The sequence below is a fragment of the Paenibacillus sp. Mc5Re-14 genome, from assembly GCF_001049835.1.
GTDB classification, from domain to species: domain Bacteria; phylum Bacillota; class Bacilli; order Paenibacillales; family Paenibacillaceae; genus Paenibacillus; species Paenibacillus polymyxa_C.
In genome coordinates, this window is record NZ_CVPD01000001.1 from 2,462,402 (window position 1) to 2,480,000 (window position 17,599).

Genomic DNA, 17,599 nt, shown 5'->3' on the forward strand with positions numbered 1-17,599 from the left:
TCGTATGGGTGAATGCACAGTTTGGTTCCAACTTAGGATATACCAGCCTCCAATAGCACGGCGCTCAGACGCGCAAATTCCTCGATACTCAGCGTTTCCCCTCGACGGGAGGGCTCAATATCAGCTTGTTGCAACAGCGGCTCCAGCGTGTCCCTGTTCTCTTTGGTGAAGAAGCGGCTTTTTAGGTTATTTGAAATGGTTTTACGACGTTGGGCAAAAGCGGCATGAACCACTTCAAAAAAGTGCTTCTCGTCCACCACTTCCACCGGAGGGACTTCTCGTACACGCAGCCGAATAACTGCCGAATCAACATTCGGCTGAGGAATAAATACTGTATTCGGCACCGTACAGACTAACTCAGGCTCGCTATAATATTGCACGGCTATGCTTAAGCTGCCGTAATCCTTTGTACCAGGAGACGCAGCCATGCGCTCAGCCACCTCCTTTTGAATCATAACGACGATATTCTCCAAAGGAAGCTTGTCCTCCAGTAGACGCATCAGAATCGGTGTAGTGACGTAATACGGCAGATTAGCGACGACACTCACTTTGCTCACATCTGCAAAGTCAGCTGCAAACACTTCACGCAAATCCAGCTTTAACACGTCCCCATGACGAACCTTTACATGCTCGTAAGGGGCCAGCACTTCTTCAAGAATGGGCAGCAGCCGCTGATCAATCTCAACGGCGGTAACTGCCTTAGCGGATTGCGCCAATTTCTCGGTCAAAGCTCCAATGCCCGGACCGATCTCAAGCGCGCCCTTTGTATCATCCAATCCGGCAGCATTTACGATCTTGCTCAGAATATTTTGATCAATCAGAAAGTTTTGTCCCAGACTCTTTTTGAACGAAAAACCGTGCCTTTGAATAATTTCCTTCGTACGCCGCGGTGTTGCTATATCTTGAATCCCTGTCATACGGATATCACAATCCTTCACTTTCGATTTGTGCCAGCGCACTGGCAAATTCCTCACGACTGATCTGAAATACAGAGAGCCGCTTATGTAGCTGCTTTCCGTTACAATAGCCAATACCCAGTACATTCCCCAAGGCCATACGGCGTGCAGCAGCATTGGGGTGGGTAATAAGTCCAGCGTCAATCAGGTCCGCCATTTCAATCAGCGGTTCGGCGCCTTCCACTGTCGTATGTACCCGTGCGAGAGCGTGTCTGATGGCTTCCGGGGAGGCATTCTCCACGCCAATATCCCCTTTGCGTGTCGCCTCTGCCTCAGGTATAAAAGCCTGCTTGCAGCCGGGGACCTTGGAGGCGATGATTTTACGGATACGCTCCCCTGCATGATCGGGATCAGTTAAAATAATGACCCCCCGCCGTTCCTGCGCCAATGCAATTTTCCGCAGCGTCATTTTATTAATGGCTGAACCGCCAGTTTCTATTGTATCTGCTTCGACAGCACGGCGAATGGCTACCGTATCATCCCGGCCTTCCACCACGATCACTTCCTTGATCATCTTCGTTTCCCTCCACTGCTACACAGCAACATATATTATCTTTCCCTGCTTTTGAAAACAAAATAAGAAGAGGATATCCTCTTCTTAGCATGGCATAACTATGTTGTTAATACTATCGCATTGTCCTCAACATACACAACCTGTTTTAGTTGATTTCCGGCTTTACAGGTCCGATAACATATACGGTTTTACCGTGCTTACGACCAAATTGGTTAGCCCGGCTTAAACTCTCATAATACACATCGATTTTGTGGCCTTTAATCGCGCCACCGGTATCCTCCGCACGGCGGAAGCCTACCCCTTCAATATACACCCACCAGCCGATTGGAATTACATTCGGATCGACAGCGATGGTGCGTCCTTCCGTGACACGCGTGCCGGAGGCGGTACGTGTACCGATACCTGGCTCCTGGGCAGAATACGCCGTCATCGAGACATTTTGTAAAACTTTTTTATAATTAAAATTAATACCTGCTTTACGGACAGCACTGCCCGAACTAACCTTTGTAGCCTTAACCGCATCTTTAGGGCCGATGGAAGCAGCTAGAACGACCGGTTTTTTCTTCGTCCCTACCGCAATTACCTTATCCACACGATTTTGTGCGACTTCCTTGTTGACCAGCTGTTTGGACACCAATTTTCCATCATGGTATACCTTTTGAACATGCTGGACTACCACACCCGATTTGCCACTTTGAATGACTCGATTATCGCCTTTATAGAGACTTGGATCTGCTGTTTTGATGACCTGATAAGGCACTTGTTTTTTCTGTTCGACCTGCTGTTTCTTTACACGGACGATTTTTATGTCCATGTTAGCTGAAACAGAGGCATCCAACGCAGGGTAAACTTTATCCGTTGATGATAATTTATAGCCCGAAGTGCGAATGGCACCCTCTACTGTATTTTCTGTTGTGTACAGCTTTTTCGTCTCATTGCCTGAGGATACTTTAACCTGATTGGCACGTTTAATGACTACGCGATCCCCATCCTGTACTGCCCCGTTTAGCGGCATGGAAATTGTATCATGCGGCTGAAGTGAAATAGAATGCTCATTGAGCAAATCTTGGAGCTTGGATTCCCGGGTTTCTACCGCAGATGCCTTACCATCGATGACAAAAAAGACTTGTTTTTTAGATTGCGTGTACATCAGAATTGAAATCATAATCGTTAGTGCGATTAGAAAAATAGCAACCAAAGCAGCCTGGCGCACATTTTCTTGCTTCCAACGTAATACGTAAGACATGCTGGATGAGCGTGACTCATGGGTCTCCTCTTTTCGGAAAATGCCCATTTCCTCCGTCCTCCTTACATAGCCCGCCGTCTGGAGTAAGACATAGTTGATCGTTGACGTGACTATAACAGATTTTCTACAAGACAAGCCCGTACTGCGACTGTCCTGCACCATGTACCCGTCTTCGCGGCATGCTGTCCTCCCCTGTTTAACCACAGTATGATGACAGATTTTCTTTTATTCACAACAAAAAAAGCCAAAGAAAGAGACTAGAGAGCTCTTTCGTGGCTTCCGACATGTGTGAATATGCGGGAAAACTCATGCACGAGATGGCTTCTCTCTTGTTACGCTTACGGGGTTAGCTGTCGGGTTCGGACGTAGAGAGTCGCCCTAGCTTAGGTCAACCGCTCATGGCGGTCGCCTTCACATTCACCCCGAAGACCCAGAAAGAAATCGAAATACGGCTTCTCTACCTGTTCAATCCCATCCAGGAAATGAATTTCGGTCGAGCCGACTACTGAAGAGATAATATCTCTTGCATATACGCCGGACGTACTGTAAGCCATATCGGTTCCCCCGTTCCCTGTAAAAGGGACTCAGCGAGACTGGTTCATGAAATGATTTGTTGATGGTTACACTCAACAACAATTCACTGAAAAGATGATATCCTGTTTCCATGCATGTTGTAAAGCAGGTTTCAAGTACATTTTTCAAAATATTCGGTTAAAAAATTGTAATATTCTTGAGTTTCCTGCAACAAAATCATAATTAGCTCCGTCTATCTCTTTATTTTGATTGATTTCTTCGCTTTTTCACTGAATGTCAAATCGTTCCAAGGCATTTTGGGTCGTAATGGATACCAATTCCTCCACTGTAATTCCCTTAATTTGGGCGGCTGCCTCTGCCACCAATCTCACATGTGCCGACTCATTTCGCTTCCCGCGAAACGGATGAGGCGTCAAGTAAGGCGCGTCCGTTTCAATAAGCAGACGGTCCAACGGTACCTGGGCCAGCACCTCTTTTGGCTGCTTGGCATTTTTGAACGTTATGGGCCCGCCGAAGGAAAGGTGGAAACCCATATCCAGCACCATTTTAGCTGTCTCCCAACTCCCAGAAAAGGAGTGCATGACTCCGCCAATCTCGCCCGCCTTTTCCTCACGTAAAATCCTCACAATATCTTCATGTGCATCCCGGTTATGGATAACAATTGGCATGTTGAGCTCACGTGCCAGGCCAATTTGATTTCGAAGTACCCGCTGCTGCACATCCTTTGGTGATGTATCCCAATAATAATCCAGACCGATCTCTCCGATCGCTACAACCTTTTTATGACTGCATAACGATGCAATCCATTCTAAATCACCCTCCTGCATTGTAATGGCATCCTGCGGATGCCATCCAACAGCTGCATAAATAAAATCATACGTCTCAGCCAGCTTCATGGTGGATGGAATGGTCTCACGATTAAATCCGATATTGATCATCCGTGTTACTCCTGATTCGACAGCACGTGCTATAACTTCTTCACGGTCTTCATCAAATTGTGGCGCATCTAGGTGAGTATGAGTGTCGAATAAATCCAAGGTTTTCATCTCCTTTTCTTACTTACATTTCTATATATTTGTCTATTGTTTGACAAAATAATTCCTTATTTCGGCAGGAAGCCTTTCTTTTACCCCGTTCAATTTATTCTGGGGAAAATACATGTGATATTTTCCTCGGTGAATGCCACTTATTGAGCGTACAATTTCTGAAACTTCGGATATTTCCCGCACCTCGCCCTGACGTCCAAGCAGTAAAATCTGGTTGTCCGTTGAACCGCCCTGCCGAAACACATCATAAGGAAGATCTGTCGGAAAATCAATTTCAAGATCATATTCAGGATGCAAGCCAGCCTTTTCCAAAGCCTCTCGAATATGGTCAACGGTATCTGTATCCATATTTTCAATCTCTACATATTTATACAATCTACGATCCATAAAACGGCTGCTCAAATCACTTAAAATTTCGTCCTTTTCTCGTTTCCATTGGCTAAATACCGTCTGAATCAAAGACTCATCCAGCATCAAATACTGCTCCACTGTTAGCTCTCCTTTTAATAGATCGGGCAGCGGATCCAACAGAAAACCAAACTCATATCCGTTTTTGAACAATTCCTTAGCTCTCTTGAAAATTTTACGTAACAGGATTTCTGAGCTGCGTGTTACAGGATGGAAATAAATTTGCCAGTACATCTGGTAGCGTGACATTAGATAATCCTCTACTGCATGCATACCCGACTCTTTTACGACAATTCTCCCATTGTGAGGGCGCAGCAAACGTAAAATACGATCCAAATCAATTGTCCCGTAGTTAACACCTGTTGAATGAGCATCCCGCAACAAATAATCCATACGGTCAGCATCCAGCGGGCTTGTTACCAAGTTGACAACAATCGGCTTATCATACGTTTTGGCTATAACCGCCGCGACCTTGTGGGGCAACATCTCATCAACTTGCCGTAGCACAGCGTTGATCTTCGTGTCCCCCAGTACAATGCGGCATGTCCAATCCTCATGGTTCATATGAAAGGCTTCTTCAATTGAATGAGAAAATGGACCGTGCCCCACATCGTGCAACAAAGCGGCACACAGAGCAATCAGTCTTTCTTCCTTGGGCCAGTCGGGAAAATCTCCACGTTCAAATTGAGAAATAATACGTCTCGTAATCTCATATACGCCCAGTGAATGTGAAAACCGGCTATGCTCCGCTCCATGAAACGTAAGATAAGATGTGCCTAACTGCCGAATGCGTCGTAACCGTTGGAACTCCGGCGTATTGATCAATCGCCATATCACAGTATCCTGAACATGGATGTAATTATGTACCGGGTCCTTAAAAACTTTTTCTTCACTGAGTGGCTGGTGCAAGATATCAGCTCCTTTAATATTCGGAATAATGGATTAAAATACAATAAAATCCTAAACGTCCTCCCTTATTCGACATAGTTTGTCGTATTTTGTCGAATTATCACTTTTCGACATTTCCAAATCGACACACAAGACAAATCATCCGTAAAATAAGGTAATTCACATGAATAAAGCTCTTTGTTCTAAATACTTTTGCATAATTAGGCTGTTACTACTTTTTTAAGGTTGACTGTTTTGGGAATCGTTGGTATAGTAAATATCAGAAAAGAGAAAATTTTGTCGAATCATGACACTTATATTATTTTAAACGGCGAGAGGAGCCTGATTTATTATGATGAAATCCACTGGTATTGTAAGAAAAGTTGACGAGCTCGGACGTGTTGTTATTCCAATCGAATTGCGCCGTACCCTGGGAATCGGAGAGAAAGACGCTTTGGAAATTTACGTTGATGGCGAGCGCATCATGCTTAAAAAATACGAGCCTGCTTGTATCTTCTGCGGCAATGCTGAGAACGTAATTTACTTCAAAGGGAAAATTGTTTGCCAAGATTGCATTTCTGAAATCCCAACACCTGTGACAAACTGAGAATTTTAGTATATAATAGACTTATCAGAGATTGTTAATTCTAACCTTTTTCATATATACTCCTTGTTGCCTTCCACGGTTTGAACCCAACCGTTGGAAGGCCCTTTTTTGTTTAGACACGTATTCATAAGAGTGCGTTGTACACGTCCCTCTTGGAAATTGAACGGTCTGTGGCTGTACGTTTCATGGCATCCTTGCGAGTAAGCCCCTCTGACTCGTAATGGGCGACATGAGACTCCAAAGATAAGTCCTGCCACCATGCCTGCCGCTCCTGTTCTTCTTCCTCTTCGTTTTTCCCCTCAACGACCAGACAGTATTCACCAAGCGGCGGATTTTCCTCTAATTTCGCAAGACACTGCTCCACCGTTCCACGCACCCATTCCTCATGCAACTTGGTCAGCTCACGGGCAAGCACCACTTTGCGTGATCCTAATGTTTCCTTTAATACCGTCAATGTCTTTACAATACGGTGAGGAGATTCATAAAAAAGAATTGTGCCATGGGATACCTGAAATGATTGCAATAACTTCTCTAGATCCTTTTTTTCCCTTGGAGGAAAACCAGCGAAGGTAAACCTCTCTGTATCCAGTCCTGAGGCAATTAAAGCCGATAGTGCCGCATTTGCTCCTGGGATAGGAATAACACTGATTTCTGCTTCAAGTGCCAGCTTGACCAGATCCGAACCAGGATCAGAAATGGCCGGTAGACCTGCATCGCTAACCAGTGCCAAATTTTTTCCTTCTATTATATAACGTATCAGTTCAGGCCCACTGGCAGCCTTATTATGTTCATGATAACTGAAGAGCATTTCTGGCGTGATGTCGAAATGTGTGAGCAGTTTGCGTGTCTGTCGCGTATCCTCGGCAGCGATAATATTACATAACTTTAGGGTGTTAATTGCCCTAAAGGTCATATCATCCAGATTGCCAATCGGTGTGGCAACGAGATATAACTTTCCCCGTTCCTCTTCACGATTACTAAAGCTTTTTTGTACAGCTGCTGTCACACTGAATCCTCCTTACTTACTTCTCCATAGATTTCTCTTATTTCCTGAGTATAGTTCCCATCTTCCTGATATACAATGAGTGGGGGTAATAGGCGAACCTCCGGTTTGCCGTCACGCATTGCTTCAACAAGTACCATATTCGCTTCCATATGAATCCGTGGGTGAACAAAACGTATCCGCTTGGGTTCCAGGCTATAACTGCGCATCAAGGATATAATCTCAGCCAGCCGCTGAGGGCGATGAACCATTGATACTTTCCCCCCATTTCGGACAAGCCGAGAACATGCCTGAATGACTTCTTCCAGTGTACAGTTCACTTCATGACGCGCAATGGCCTGGTGAGGGTTCAGCTTGATATCGCTACCATTTAGCGGCATATAGGGAGGATTCACAGTAATTGCATCATACGCGCCATGTCCCGTGATTTGAACCAGTTCACGCAAGTCTCCTTCCCGAATCTCAATCGCATCTTCTAATCCATTCAAACTCACGCTCCGTCTAGCCATATCTGCCAGGCGTGGTTGAATCTCAATTCCTTCAATAGATGCTTTGGTGCGTGTCGTCAACAGTATGGGAACAACCCCATTGCCCGTACACAAATCGAGAATCTTCCCACGCTGAAGCGGAATACCTGCAAACCGTGCCAGCAAGACCGCATCCATCGAAAAGCTGAACACTTCATCACTTTGGATAATACGCAGATTATGTGAAAGCAGATCATCAATTCGTTCAGACTTCTTTTCATTTTCGTACATAATGCTCTCCCATCCTATAACCTAAATCGCTTTTTACTCATACTTCCTTACAAAAAAGCCGTAGGCATCTTGCTCCTACGGCTTGTTTTTATTTATTCAAAAATGACAGACAGAAGAGGCAATCGCCTTCTGTTCGCAAATGTCCGTAATACACGTTGCATATATGAAATCCTTCATGATACAGCCTTGCCAGATTGTCGTAGCCTTCGCCCACGACCTCACCCGTTTCCTCTTCATCCTTAACGACGATCGGAGGAGGAAGTTTCGGCTTGCTTGCCGTCTTTTCTTCTCCAGAGGTTTCACGTTTGAGCATCTTGCGCACCTGTTCGTTTTCAATCGTTAGTCGTTGATTTTCCTCCAGCAGCTCTTTTACTGCCAGTTTCAATTCACCCAGATCGCTATGCAACTGTCCCATTTGGGTTTCCATTTCGTGAATACGCGCAAAAACATTTAATTTATCCAAGTTTCCACCCCGAAGCAACCTAATGGTTTACTTGACGACTACATCGTCCATTGGAAGTTCCTTGACCTTACTGATCTCAAACAGTTGAACATGTACCGTACGATGGCCTGCATTGACACCTACCACTTTTCCTTCTCCCAGAGAAGTGATAACCATCTTACCTACCTGAGGTAGCTCTTCTCGCATGCTCTCGTAGTTATCATGTTCAAATTTGAGACAGCACATCAATCTTCCGCACAACCCGGAAATTTTCGTCGGATTCAGCGACAAGCTCTGATCCTTCGCCATCTTAATAGATACCGGGTCAAAATCCCCCAGCCATGAGGAACAACACAGAATACGTCCGCAAGGTCCGATTCCACCAAGCATTTTAGCCTCATCCCGTACTCCGATCTGCCGCAGCTCAATTCGTGTACGAAAAATGCTGGCCAAATCCTTTACAAGCTCTCGAAAATCAACTCGACCCTCTGCCGTAAAATAAAAAATGATCTTATTGCGGTCAAATGTAAATTCCACATCTACCAGCTTCATTTTAAGGTTATGGTCTTTAATTTTATTTAAACACGTACCGAATGCATCCTTGGCCGCCAATTTATTCTCTTCTACAACAAGAGCGTCATCATCTCCGGCAATACGAATGACTTTTTTTAAGGGTAGGACAACATCCGAATCATTTACTTCTTTTTTGCCCACCACAACCTTGCCATATTCAATCCCGCGTGCGGTCTCTACTATGACGCAGTTTTCTTTCTCCACTGGAAGGTCCAGCGGATCAAAATAATAAGTCTTGCCCGCCTTCTTGAAACGGACACCCACTACACTATACAAAAATTAACCCCCTTGTATGCCACTAAACCTCATTTGTAGCCGACATTGTACGAATGGCCGCAATTGAAGTCTCACTGTCGCACAAACCGGGAACCTGGCGTCGCGGATTGTGCAGAGTGGAACAAGCGCGCCTTCCTGTTAGCCGGTGATAGAACCGCTTGTATCGGACAACCCAATCAGAAGCTGCTCCACGCATAATTGTCCGTTGACGTGAAAACGGAGCTTCTTCCTGCAATTCGCGGCCAAATCCATATAAGAGACCCATTGTTCCGTGCTGCGGGTGATTGCCAATTTGGAGACGGACTCCAAATGATCTATGAAAACAATGCTTTCGTGCCTTCCGTAACGGAAATGAAGCATATCTTTGAACCACAAATGAAACAGATGAAACAGAATATCCAGGTGATCAGAAAGTCCAGTTTTAAAAATCTTCTGTTGAGCCAGAATAATCGACGAACTCCCCCGGCTCATGGACTCCTTCACTAATTGTAACACTACGTTTCTAATTTCTGCAAACCAATTCTGCTGGAGAATTTCTCTACATGATTCCAGTCCGGAAGCCATATGAACCACTGACCGGACAAGTCCTGCCGTATAGCCTTCCCCAATTAACGCCTGCATCATCATTTCCGGCTGTAAAGCGTGGAAAGGTACCTGCTGTGTCCGCGATTGAATCGTAGGCAGCAACGCCTGTCCATTTTCAGAAATGAGTATACCGACCACAGGAATCTGAGGCTCCTCCAAAAATTTAAGCAGGCTGTTAGCAGCTTGCACTGTCATGGTATCCGCCTGCCGAATGATATATACCTTAGGGTTGGAGCTTTCAGATTTGTATGAAAATATTCGTTGAAGCCCACGAATCTGATCAATTTTAATCGTTGCCCCATCAGGCTCTACAATGTGCAAGTCCGGGTGATTCCCGTGCTCTACCTTGCGGCATGACAAGCACTCCCCACATGCATCATCCGTCTGTTTCTCACAGAATAAAGCCTTGGCAAAAGTCTGTGCCATGTTCATCTGTCCGCTTCCCTGCGGTCCGCTAAAAACATAAGCATGGCTGACTGTGTGATTCCGCAATGCACTCTGCAGCATTTTTTTGGCTACATCCTGCCCCAATATATGTTGGAAAGACATATTTCCTCACTTTCTCCACTGAAAACAACGATGAACCATCAGCTAACCGTTATTTCCCCGGGCGAGTTTGTTACTGTTCCGATGATCTCACCCTCAAATCATGGTTCTTCAATATAACTGTACTGCTGTATGCATACTATGTTTGCCCACATGTACATAGTCAAAAATAATCTGCCAGCATGATCAGCAAGCAGATTATTTCATCGTGGCAACAGCCCGTCTGTATTCATTTATAACATAAGACTGCATTTTAAAATGAAAGATTAATCAACAAGCCCCTAATCTCACCGACTCCTTGCAAAAGCTCTATCTTCCCTTGCTCGGTATCAAGCAGCTCATCTGCCATTTTGAGCAATAGCTCATCCACTTCATCAATCAGCTTATAACGCTTGCTGCGTCCCCGACGATCCCATCCCTTTGTGTCCTTCATAGACACGCCTCGCCGAACTGTATCTTCCAAAAACCGTTTGACCAGCATCTTATAGGCCTTCAACTCACGAATCGTCATTGAGCGAGCAAGACGATCTCCCTGCATTTGAATTTCCTTAAAGCGCCGGTTCAATTCCTCCTTCGAAGCCTGCTCCCCATTTTGCTGCATAACATCGGAGAAGCTTTTCGGTTGAATTGGCTTGGCACTCGTTTCGTTTGTAGACAATGTACTGTGTAAAGGGCGGTAGCCCGGATTTATTTTCATATAAACCTGCTTTCTCCCCGGATGCTTCCCTTTTCCCTCAAGGCAGTTCAACAGAGAACTCAGGAGTCTCTTCGGCTTTCCGGGGGCTGCGCTGTAGCGCTGCCGTTTTAGTGGATCTGCTCCTCATTCCCATCATGAGCGAGAAACAGGCATTTCCACTATCATATCGGCAAAATAGGTTCTATTGTGTAGATTCAGAAATGCTCGAAACGGTCTACAGGCATCACGAAAACTGTCGCTCCACCCACCTGCACTTCAACAGGCAACGGCAGATAAGAGTCCGTCGTCCCACTCATAGGGGTAACGGGTGTGACCAGCTGTTCACGTACCTTGCAACTGCTGCGAATGACATTCATCAACGAGTCTACCTGATTGTCATCAACACCAATCATAAATGTCGTATTGCCTGCACGCAGAAATCCTCCTGTACTGGCCAATTTGGTAGCACGGAAGTTAGCCTTCACCAGTCCGCTGGATAATCTATTACTGTCCTTATCCTGTACAATCGCAATAATCAGCTTCATCCTGTATTCCTCCTTCAAGTCATACTAGGGACACCTTGTCCCTAGCTCAATTTTACCGTATATCCTTCGACAATTATACGCTAAAATTCTGAATAAACCGCTTTTTCAGCAAATCCTTCAATACTTGCTCTACCTGCTCTGGTGCGGGAGATGCGTCCACAATCGTAATTCGTTCCGGAAATTTGCGAGCCAGCTCCAGATAAGCCTCTCGTACCTTATGATGAAACGATATGCTCTCCATATCGAGGCGATCCATTTCCTCTCCCCGTGACGCATTAATTCTTGCCAACCCCAATTCGGGCTCAATATCCAGATAGAACGTGGCATCTGGCTCCCAATCATCTACCGCAAAGCGATTAATCGAAGCTACCTCTTCAATTCCGATTCCTCTTGCAAACCCTTGATAGACCAGGCTACTGTCCACAAAACGGTCACACAATACGATAGCTCCTTGTTCAATAGCCGGCTTTACCTTCTCCACCAAATGCTGGCGCCGCGCCGCCGCATATAAAAGCGCCTCTGTTCGGGCATCCATACTGGTATGAGCAGGATCCAGAATGATAGAACGAATCTTTTCGGAAATTTCGATGCCGCCCGGTTCCCTCGTCGTGACGACTGGATGGCCTTCTTCCTCCATATACTTTGCCAGTCGTTGGATCATGGTTGTTTTACCGGAGCCGTCTCCCCCCTCCAGCGTAATAAAAATGCCTTTGCGATTCATGTTATTCCCTGCTTTCCTGCCTGAAAAATAAAAGTCACCCACAGGCTGCGTATGCTTCTTTTATCCAGTCTTCTGTATTTGTTAATTCTCTAGTATTAATCTTTATTGTAAACGGAATACCCGAATCGTAAGCATACTTTCATCTGCTCCCCCTTGCCATTTAGCTCCCAGCTCACGTAGACGAACCATCCGCAGAGCAATCGCTTCTGTGATCATTTCCCCTGCATATAGCAGTGGAATGCCTGGAGGATACGGGATAATCATTTCAGCAGCTGTCCTACCAGCTGATTCCTCTACAGGCACGATCTCCATCTGATCCGGATTAAGCGGTTGAAGCCCAAACTGCACCGGACTGGAGTAAGCCTTCACTCCATCATTGTTCCACGTGGAAAAATCTAATTCTGGCCTCTGCTGCTCTTTCCCCGCTAACTCCGGCTCATCAGCCGTCCCCTTAAATCTTATATCATTATTTATATGCACAAGAGCCTGCAACAGGTGACTCGCATCACTAGCTATAGAGCCTAACGTAAACAATAAAACCACATGTTTCTCGTCACTCATCTCTGGAATACATCCGTAAGTCTCCAACTCACGTTTTAACCCAAACCCATCTAGTACACCCCATGTATCATACAGCACCATTTTAAAAGGGTCCTGAGTTGAGTACCCATTTGTCCTCTCCTCAGCCCTTTCCAGGGCCTCAGAGATCCCCTTCCGAGCGTCAAACTCTTCACTTGCCTGCTGTGTAGGCTCTACCAAGCGAAAGCGTGGGAGCTGCGCCAGGCCCTTTCTAAAAGCGTCTGCTGCCGCTAAGCCCTCTGTAAAGGCATCCGTGCCATAAGCATCAATATACCATCTTGCCAAATCCAGCGAGGCCATTAATGGATACGAAGGGCTGGAGCTTTGCACCATAGCCAGCCGCTGACGGAGCAGTTCCCGGTGAATTCTCCGTCCTTGCACATGTAGCATGGCGCCCATAGTCATAGCTGGAAGCATTTTATGTGTCGATTGGACGACTACATCAGCCCCACAGGAAAGAGCAGAGACTGGCAAACAAGGATGCAGCCCATAATGAGCACCATGTGCTTCATCTACCATCAACGGCACATCGGCCGCATGACAAGCTTTAGCTGTAGCAGTCAGATCATGCCCCATCCCATAATAGTTAGGCAGCGTAAGTAACACTCCTTTAGCCGAAGGATAGTCCTTGAGTGCAGCCTTTATCGTGTCTGTCGATGGAGCAACCGCTAGCCCGCTTAGTGTATCTATTTCTGGATCTAGAAATACGGCCTTGGCCCCTGATATCATGAGACCATTCAGTACAGATTTGTGTACATTTCGCTGTACCAATAGTACATCTCCTGGCTTCGTGCATACGGTCAAAATCATAGCCAAATTACCGACTGTGCTGCCTCCAATAAGCCAAAAGCTCTCTTCTGCACCAAAGCACTTCGCAGCCAGCTCCTGACCTTCACGGATTACGTCTTCCGGGTGATGCAAATCGTCCAGTCCGGTAATTTCCGTCGCATCAATAGACATCACCTCTTGCAACAGAGACGCCATTTCTTCATACCTATAGACTTGTCCATTTTTATGACCGGGTACATGGAAAGAAGCATTTCCCTGAGACCTGTAACGTATTAGAGCTTCCACTAATGGTGCATGAACCGCCTTTTTCCCCATCATTCTGCAATCCTTCCAAACAAAGCTTTATATCTACCCTATTTTATCGTAAAATCAAGCGGAATCCTACTTTTACTCACAGAAAAAAAGGCCCGTATCGACAGACCTTGGAATGCCCATCCTTCAAACACTAGCTAGCGAAGGATATTATGCATTTTTCTGTACCCAAATTTGCTTTAGTTGATCAATAAAAAAATGATATTTGGCGTCAGTTGCATCCGTGTGCACCATTTCGGCTTCACACGTATCACAGATAAACTCGGAAACGATAAAAATGCCTTCATGTTTGTGTTGTCCGCATATGATGCAGCGGTGGTCACCTTGATCATGCATATCCATCCCACCTTGTTTCTTTTACTATTAGTATGGGTCACTTTCTACTATTTTAAACCTTTTCATAGCCCAGTTCGACGATATACTCTATATATATTCCCCTTGGGCTATTATGGTGTTTGTACCCCGTATGTTTAAAAAAACAGCCGCATATGCCGATATAATAAGAAAAGCTTCTATGTATGGATGCCCTTTCATCGAAGCCTTTGTACACTTCATCAGTGAGAGCTTTTCCTGTAATTATAGAATAGGTTAGCTAACGCTAGATGTCGTCGTTCTATACTCTTACAAAAAAAATAATTGATGCTTATTAAAGCGGCATGAGCGAAGTACCGTCCCTTTTTTCCGGCTGTGGACGGGAAGCCACTTGTGATGCAGTAGATTAATGAAAGGACTGTTCGCATGACAGAGGAAACCGGAACCAAAGCTACCTACTATCACTACAAGCTCATCAAAAAAATCAATATACCGCGTCAGCTGATATGGAGTCACCTCACACTGCCTGTTATTATGCTTCTCTTTCTGCTTCTTGCCTTTTCCTGGACCAGTGTATTTTTGTTTGCTCTTGCCTTTTTCCTAACCTTATGGGTACACTTCGTAATCTCGCGTTCTGTCCTATACATAGGTGGTGGGACAGCATTCCGCAAACGCTGGGCATTCCAGCGCAGGTTGCCTTGGCTAGGCTATATGACAGACCAGTACATAGGCTATAGGATTTTTCGTCGTGTGCACATACATACACTCTGGATTGGTATCTGCTTGTCTGCCGTATTCATTCTCTGGTCTCCACCAGCCTTTACCGTATCCTTACTCTTCTGGCACCTATGGCTCATTGCACCGCGTTTATACGTCTTGAGTCGGCTTACAGGGGAGAGAAAAGATGGGATGTTGAAGTTCACCGATGAAGAAGCCTCCTACTATCAACAGTAAATCAATTCACCTCCTATCTGTACAAATCGAAACTTCAACTAATGTATCTCCAACGCTTCAGCCTAAGAATAATAAAAAGGAGCAACCCGACCCGGGTTGCTCCTTTTTTGTAATTTAACAATTATAATCCCTTTATTCTCTCACTAAATAGACTTTATCCACATTATATATGTCGTTAAAGTAGTAAATCAATCTATACACAAATATATAAAAGGAAGCCACTCTCTACACAACGGCAGTTTGAAGTGCTTCCCCATCTTATCATTCATCATTATCCGTACAGCAACCAATACACTATGAGTTAACTATGACCCCACAATACATCTTGTGTTGCATACTTAAGTGAAAATCGCACTCTTAATTAAGGTCTACACTTTTACTCTTCACGGTAGCTTTTCTGTCTTTTGGAACCAATACGGTAAAAGAACCATCATGCACAGACAAATGCACCATGTGTTTATTTTTCTGGAACACCTTCTGATTCGAGGTAGATAAATTCGGTTCCTCAGTCCAGCCCCAGGCTGCAATCTCCTCCAGATAAGGAGCAGGTAGACTATCGCTTTCCTTCAACGCTGGCAGTGCATAGCGTACATAGTCCATATCCGAATTGCTGCTGGCCCGATCAGTTTTACTAGCTTCTTTGGGAACCGGAAACGTCTTCTCGTTAGCAGCGCCCTCAAACGATGTCCAAGAAGGCTCCTCTTCCACGCACCCGGTAAGAATCGCGACAGCGACACTGAATAGCACCAATAGAGCAAGCCATTTATTTCGCCGCATGATCTTCCCTCCTTACCAGCCTGATTGACTATACAAAATCCTATAATGGAGTTTGCATAATTCTGCAATATAGCAGCGTATGTGTATGGGATTCAATACCTATATTATACAGGGTTTGCTCTTACATTCCGTAACAAAAATGTTACCTTCCTTTTGTAAGGATATTTCCAAATTACATCTATATGCAAAAAAAGAACCATAATCTTAGTAAGATCATGGTTCTCTACTTGTTGCTTGGCAACGTCCTACTCTCCCAGGACCCTGCGGTCCAAGTACCATCGGCGCTGGAGGGCTTAACGGTCGTGTTCGGGATGGGTACGTGTGGAACCCCTCCGCTATCGCCACCAAACATGAATTTGCCTCGCAAATTCTAACTTCAAGGTTACACCCTGAAAACTGGATCCGAAACTTCATTGCGCCTTATCTTTAGGATAAGCCCTCGACCGATTAGTATTGGTCAGCTCCATGCATTACTGCACTTCCACCCCCAACCTATCTACCTCGTCGTCTTCAAGGGGTCTTACGAATTGGGAAATCTCATCTTGAGGGGGGCTTCACGCTTAGATGCTTTCAGCGCTTATCCCTTCCGTACATAGCTACCCAGCGGTGCTCCTGGCGGAACAACTGGTACACCAGCGGTACGTCCATCCCGGTCCTCTCGTACTAAGGACAGCTCCTCTCAAATTTCCTACGCCCACGACAGATAGGGACCGAACTGTCTCACGACGTTCTGAACCCAGCTCGCGTACCGCTTTAATGGGCGAACAGCCCAACCCTTGGGACCTACTTCAGCCCCAGGATGCGATGAGCCGACATCGAGGTGCCAAACCTCCCCGTCGATGTGGACTCTTGGGGGAGATAAGCCTGTTATCCCCAGGGTAGCTTTTATCCGTTGAGCGATGGCCCTTCCATGCGGTACCACCGGATCACTAAGCCCGACTTTCGTCCCTGCTCGACTTGTAGGTCTCGCAGTCAAGCTCCCTTCTGCCTTTGCACTCTTCGAATGATTTCCAACCATTCTGAGGGAACCTTGGGGCGCCTCCGTTACTCTTTAGGAGGCGACCGCCCCAGTCAAACTGCCCACCTGACACTGTCCTCGCACCGGATCACGGTACCAAGTTAGAACCTAGATACGATCAGGGTGGTATCCCAAGGATGCCTCCTCTCAAGCTGGCGCTCAAGATTCAACGGCTCCCACCTATCCTGTACAGATCGTACCCAAATTCAATATCAAGCTGCAGTAAAGCTCCATGGGGTCTTTCCGTCTTGTCGCGGGTAACCTGCATCTTCACAGGTATTAAAATTTCACCGGATCTCTCGTTGAGACAGCGCCCAAGTCGTTACGCCATTCGTGCGGGTCAGAATTTACCTGACAAGGAATTTCGCTACCTTAGGACCGTTATAGTTACGGCCGCCGTTTACTGGGGCTTCGGTTCATAGCTTCGCCCGAAGGCTTACCACTCCCCTTAACCTTCCAGCACCGGGCAGGCGTCAGCCCGTATACTTCGCCTTGCGGCTTCGCACAGACCTGTGTTTTTGCTAAACAGTCGCT

Annotated in this window: 18 protein-coding genes, 2 rRNA genes and 1 riboswitch (1 of these 21 only partly in view); of the genes, 2 read left to right on the plus strand and 18 right to left on the minus strand. The window is 45.8% G+C overall.

Annotation, left to right across the window (positions count from 1 at the left end; all coding sequences use genetic code 11):
- Positions 1-32 precede the first annotated feature (32 nt).
- From rsmA to BN1546_RS11195, 5 genes are all read right to left on the minus strand, one after another.
- Positions 33-917 (minus strand): 16S rRNA (adenine(1518)-N(6)/adenine(1519)-N(6))-dimethyltransferase RsmA, encoded by an 885-nt coding sequence (gene rsmA / locus BN1546_RS11175; RefSeq protein WP_013368670.1) that lies wholly within the window; start codon positions 915-917, stop codon positions 33-35.
- 7 nt (positions 918-924) lie between these two features.
- Positions 925-1,470, minus strand: coding sequence for a ribonuclease M5 (gene rnmV, locus BN1546_RS11180; protein WP_013368669.1), 546 nt, complete (start codon positions 1,468-1,470; stop codon positions 925-927).
- A 145-nt stretch (positions 1,471-1,615) separates the two neighbouring features.
- Positions 1,616-2,764, minus strand: coding sequence for a 3D domain-containing protein (locus BN1546_RS11185; protein WP_013368668.1), 1,149 nt, complete (start codon positions 2,762-2,764; stop codon positions 1,616-1,618).
- Positions 2,765-3,035: 271 nt separating this feature from the next.
- Positions 3,036-3,316: riboswitch (cyclic di-AMP (ydaO/yuaA leader) on the minus strand.
- Positions 3,317-3,516: 200 nt separating this feature from the next.
- Positions 3,517-4,287, minus strand: a complete 771-nt coding sequence (locus BN1546_RS11190) for a TatD family hydrolase (RefSeq protein ID WP_090737502.1) — start codon at positions 4,285-4,287, stop codon at positions 3,517-3,519.
- Positions 4,288-4,329: 42 nt separating this feature from the next.
- The gene (locus BN1546_RS11195; RefSeq protein ID WP_025676582.1) at positions 4,330-5,613 is read right to left on the minus strand and encodes an HD domain-containing protein; all 1,284 of its coding nucleotides are present in this window, start codon (positions 5,611-5,613) and stop codon (positions 4,330-4,332) included.
- 331 nt (positions 5,614-5,944) lie between these two features.
- Between BN1546_RS11195 and BN1546_RS11200 the strand changes: the two genes are divergently transcribed.
- Complete coding sequence (locus tag BN1546_RS11200) at positions 5,945-6,199, plus strand: AbrB/MazE/SpoVT family DNA-binding domain-containing protein (protein ID WP_007428005.1); 255 nt, start codon at positions 5,945-5,947, stop codon at positions 6,197-6,199.
- A gap of 124 nt (positions 6,200-6,323) precedes the next feature.
- Here BN1546_RS11200 and rsmI read toward each other — a convergent pair whose 3' ends face one another.
- The 10 genes from rsmI to BN1546_RS11250 form a co-directional block, all read right to left on the minus strand.
- Entirely contained in the window at positions 6,324-7,205 is an 882-nt protein-coding gene (gene rsmI, locus BN1546_RS11205) for a 16S rRNA (cytidine(1402)-2'-O)-methyltransferase (RefSeq protein ID WP_090737504.1), read from the minus strand.
- Positions 7,202-7,960 carry a tRNA1(Val) (adenine(37)-N6)-methyltransferase gene (locus BN1546_RS11210; RefSeq protein WP_025676584.1) on the minus strand — a complete coding sequence of 253 codons (759 nt, stop codon included), beginning with the start codon at positions 7,958-7,960 and terminating at the stop codon, positions 7,202-7,204. Before BN1546_RS11210 ends, rsmI begins: the two co-directional genes overlap by 4 nt.
- Before the next feature lie 88 nt (positions 7,961-8,048).
- Positions 8,049-8,423: a DNA replication initiation control protein YabA gene (gene yabA / locus BN1546_RS11215; RefSeq protein WP_013368663.1), complete on the minus strand. Its 375-nt coding sequence runs from the start codon at positions 8,421-8,423 to the stop codon at positions 8,049-8,051.
- A 27-nt stretch (positions 8,424-8,450) separates the two neighbouring features.
- Entirely contained in the window at positions 8,451-9,251 is an 801-nt protein-coding gene (locus tag BN1546_RS11220) for a PSP1 domain-containing protein (RefSeq protein WP_013368662.1), read from the minus strand.
- Between the two features lie 138 nt (positions 9,252-9,389).
- A complete protein-coding gene (gene holB, locus BN1546_RS11225; protein ID WP_013368661.1) occupies positions 9,390-10,385 on the minus strand; it encodes a DNA polymerase III subunit delta' in 996 nt (331 codons plus the stop codon).
- A gap of 250 nt (positions 10,386-10,635) precedes the next feature.
- Positions 10,636-11,079, minus strand: coding sequence for a YaaR family protein (locus BN1546_RS11230; protein ID WP_013368659.1), 444 nt, complete (start codon positions 11,077-11,079; stop codon positions 10,636-10,638).
- Positions 11,080-11,273: 194 nt separating this feature from the next.
- Positions 11,274-11,603: a cyclic-di-AMP receptor gene (locus tag BN1546_RS11235; protein WP_007427998.1), complete on the minus strand. Its 330-nt coding sequence runs from the start codon at positions 11,601-11,603 to the stop codon at positions 11,274-11,276.
- Between the two features lie 73 nt (positions 11,604-11,676).
- Complete coding sequence (gene tmk / locus BN1546_RS11240) at positions 11,677-12,324, minus strand: dTMP kinase (RefSeq protein ID WP_013368658.1); 648 nt, start codon at positions 12,322-12,324, stop codon at positions 11,677-11,679.
- Between the two features lie 102 nt (positions 12,325-12,426).
- On the minus strand, positions 12,427-14,010 hold the full coding sequence (locus tag BN1546_RS11245; protein WP_090737506.1) for an aminotransferase class I/II-fold pyridoxal phosphate-dependent enzyme: 1,584 nt from the start codon (positions 14,008-14,010) through the stop codon (positions 12,427-12,429).
- A 144-nt stretch (positions 14,011-14,154) separates the two neighbouring features.
- Positions 14,155-14,340: a sigma factor G inhibitor Gin gene (locus BN1546_RS11250; protein WP_013368656.1), complete on the minus strand. Its 186-nt coding sequence runs from the start codon at positions 14,338-14,340 to the stop codon at positions 14,155-14,157.
- Between the two features lie 402 nt (positions 14,341-14,742).
- Between BN1546_RS11250 and BN1546_RS11255 the strand changes: the two genes are divergently transcribed.
- Positions 14,743-15,270 carry a hypothetical protein gene (locus BN1546_RS11255; protein ID WP_013368654.1) on the plus strand — a complete coding sequence of 176 codons (528 nt, stop codon included), beginning with the start codon at positions 14,743-14,745 and terminating at the stop codon, positions 15,268-15,270.
- Between the two features lie 357 nt (positions 15,271-15,627).
- Here BN1546_RS11255 and BN1546_RS11260 read toward each other — a convergent pair whose 3' ends face one another.
- The 3 genes from BN1546_RS11260 to BN1546_RS11270 all read right to left on the minus strand — a co-directional run.
- Positions 15,628-16,047 carry a hypothetical protein gene (locus tag BN1546_RS11260; RefSeq protein ID WP_013368653.1) on the minus strand — a complete coding sequence of 140 codons (420 nt, stop codon included), beginning with the start codon at positions 16,045-16,047 and terminating at the stop codon, positions 15,628-15,630.
- A gap of 232 nt (positions 16,048-16,279) precedes the next feature.
- A 5S ribosomal RNA gene (rrf, locus tag BN1546_RS11265) occupies positions 16,280-16,396 on the minus strand.
- A gap of 78 nt (positions 16,397-16,474) precedes the next feature.
- A 23S ribosomal RNA gene (locus BN1546_RS11270) occupies positions 16,475-17,599 on the minus strand (it continues 1,802 nt past the right edge of the window).

Excerpts from the sequence above, each read along its gene's own strand:
- rsmA (WP_013368670.1), bottom strand. The coding sequence starts at position 917 with ATGACAGGGATTCAAGATATAGCAACACCGCGGCGTACGAAGGAAATT.
- rnmV (WP_013368669.1), bottom strand. The coding sequence starts at position 1,470 with ATGATCAAGGAAGTGATCGTGGTGGAAGGCCGGGATGATACGGTAGCC.
- BN1546_RS11185 (WP_013368668.1), bottom strand. The coding sequence starts at position 2,764 with ATGGGCATTTTCCGAAAAGAGGAGACCCATGAGTCACGCTCATCCAGC.
- BN1546_RS11200 (WP_007428005.1), top strand. The coding sequence starts at position 5,945 with ATGATGAAATCCACTGGTATTGTAAGAAAAGTTGACGAGCTCGGACGT.
- BN1546_RS11210 (WP_025676584.1), bottom strand. The coding sequence starts at position 7,960 with ATGTACGAAAATGAAAAGAAGTCTGAACGAATTGATGATCTGCTTTCA.
- holB (WP_013368661.1), bottom strand. The coding sequence starts at position 10,385 with ATGTCTTTCCAACATATATTGGGGCAGGATGTAGCCAAAAAAATGCTG.
- BN1546_RS11230 (WP_013368659.1), bottom strand. The coding sequence starts at position 11,079 with ATGAAAATAAATCCGGGCTACCGCCCTTTACACAGTACATTGTCTACA.
- BN1546_RS11235 (WP_007427998.1), bottom strand. The coding sequence starts at position 11,603 with ATGAAGCTGATTATTGCGATTGTACAGGATAAGGACAGTAATAGATTA.
- tmk (WP_013368658.1), bottom strand. The coding sequence starts at position 12,324 with ATGAATCGCAAAGGCATTTTTATTACGCTGGAGGGGGGAGACGGCTCC.
- BN1546_RS11245 (WP_090737506.1), bottom strand. The coding sequence starts at position 14,010 with ATGATGGGGAAAAAGGCGGTTCATGCACCATTAGTGGAAGCTCTAATA.
- BN1546_RS11250 (WP_013368656.1), bottom strand. The coding sequence starts at position 14,340 with ATGCATGATCAAGGTGACCACCGCTGCATCATATGCGGACAACACAAA.
- BN1546_RS11255 (WP_013368654.1), top strand. The coding sequence starts at position 14,743 with ATGACAGAGGAAACCGGAACCAAAGCTACCTACTATCACTACAAGCTC.
- BN1546_RS11260 (WP_013368653.1), bottom strand. The coding sequence starts at position 16,047 with ATGCGGCGAAATAAATGGCTTGCTCTATTGGTGCTATTCAGTGTCGCT.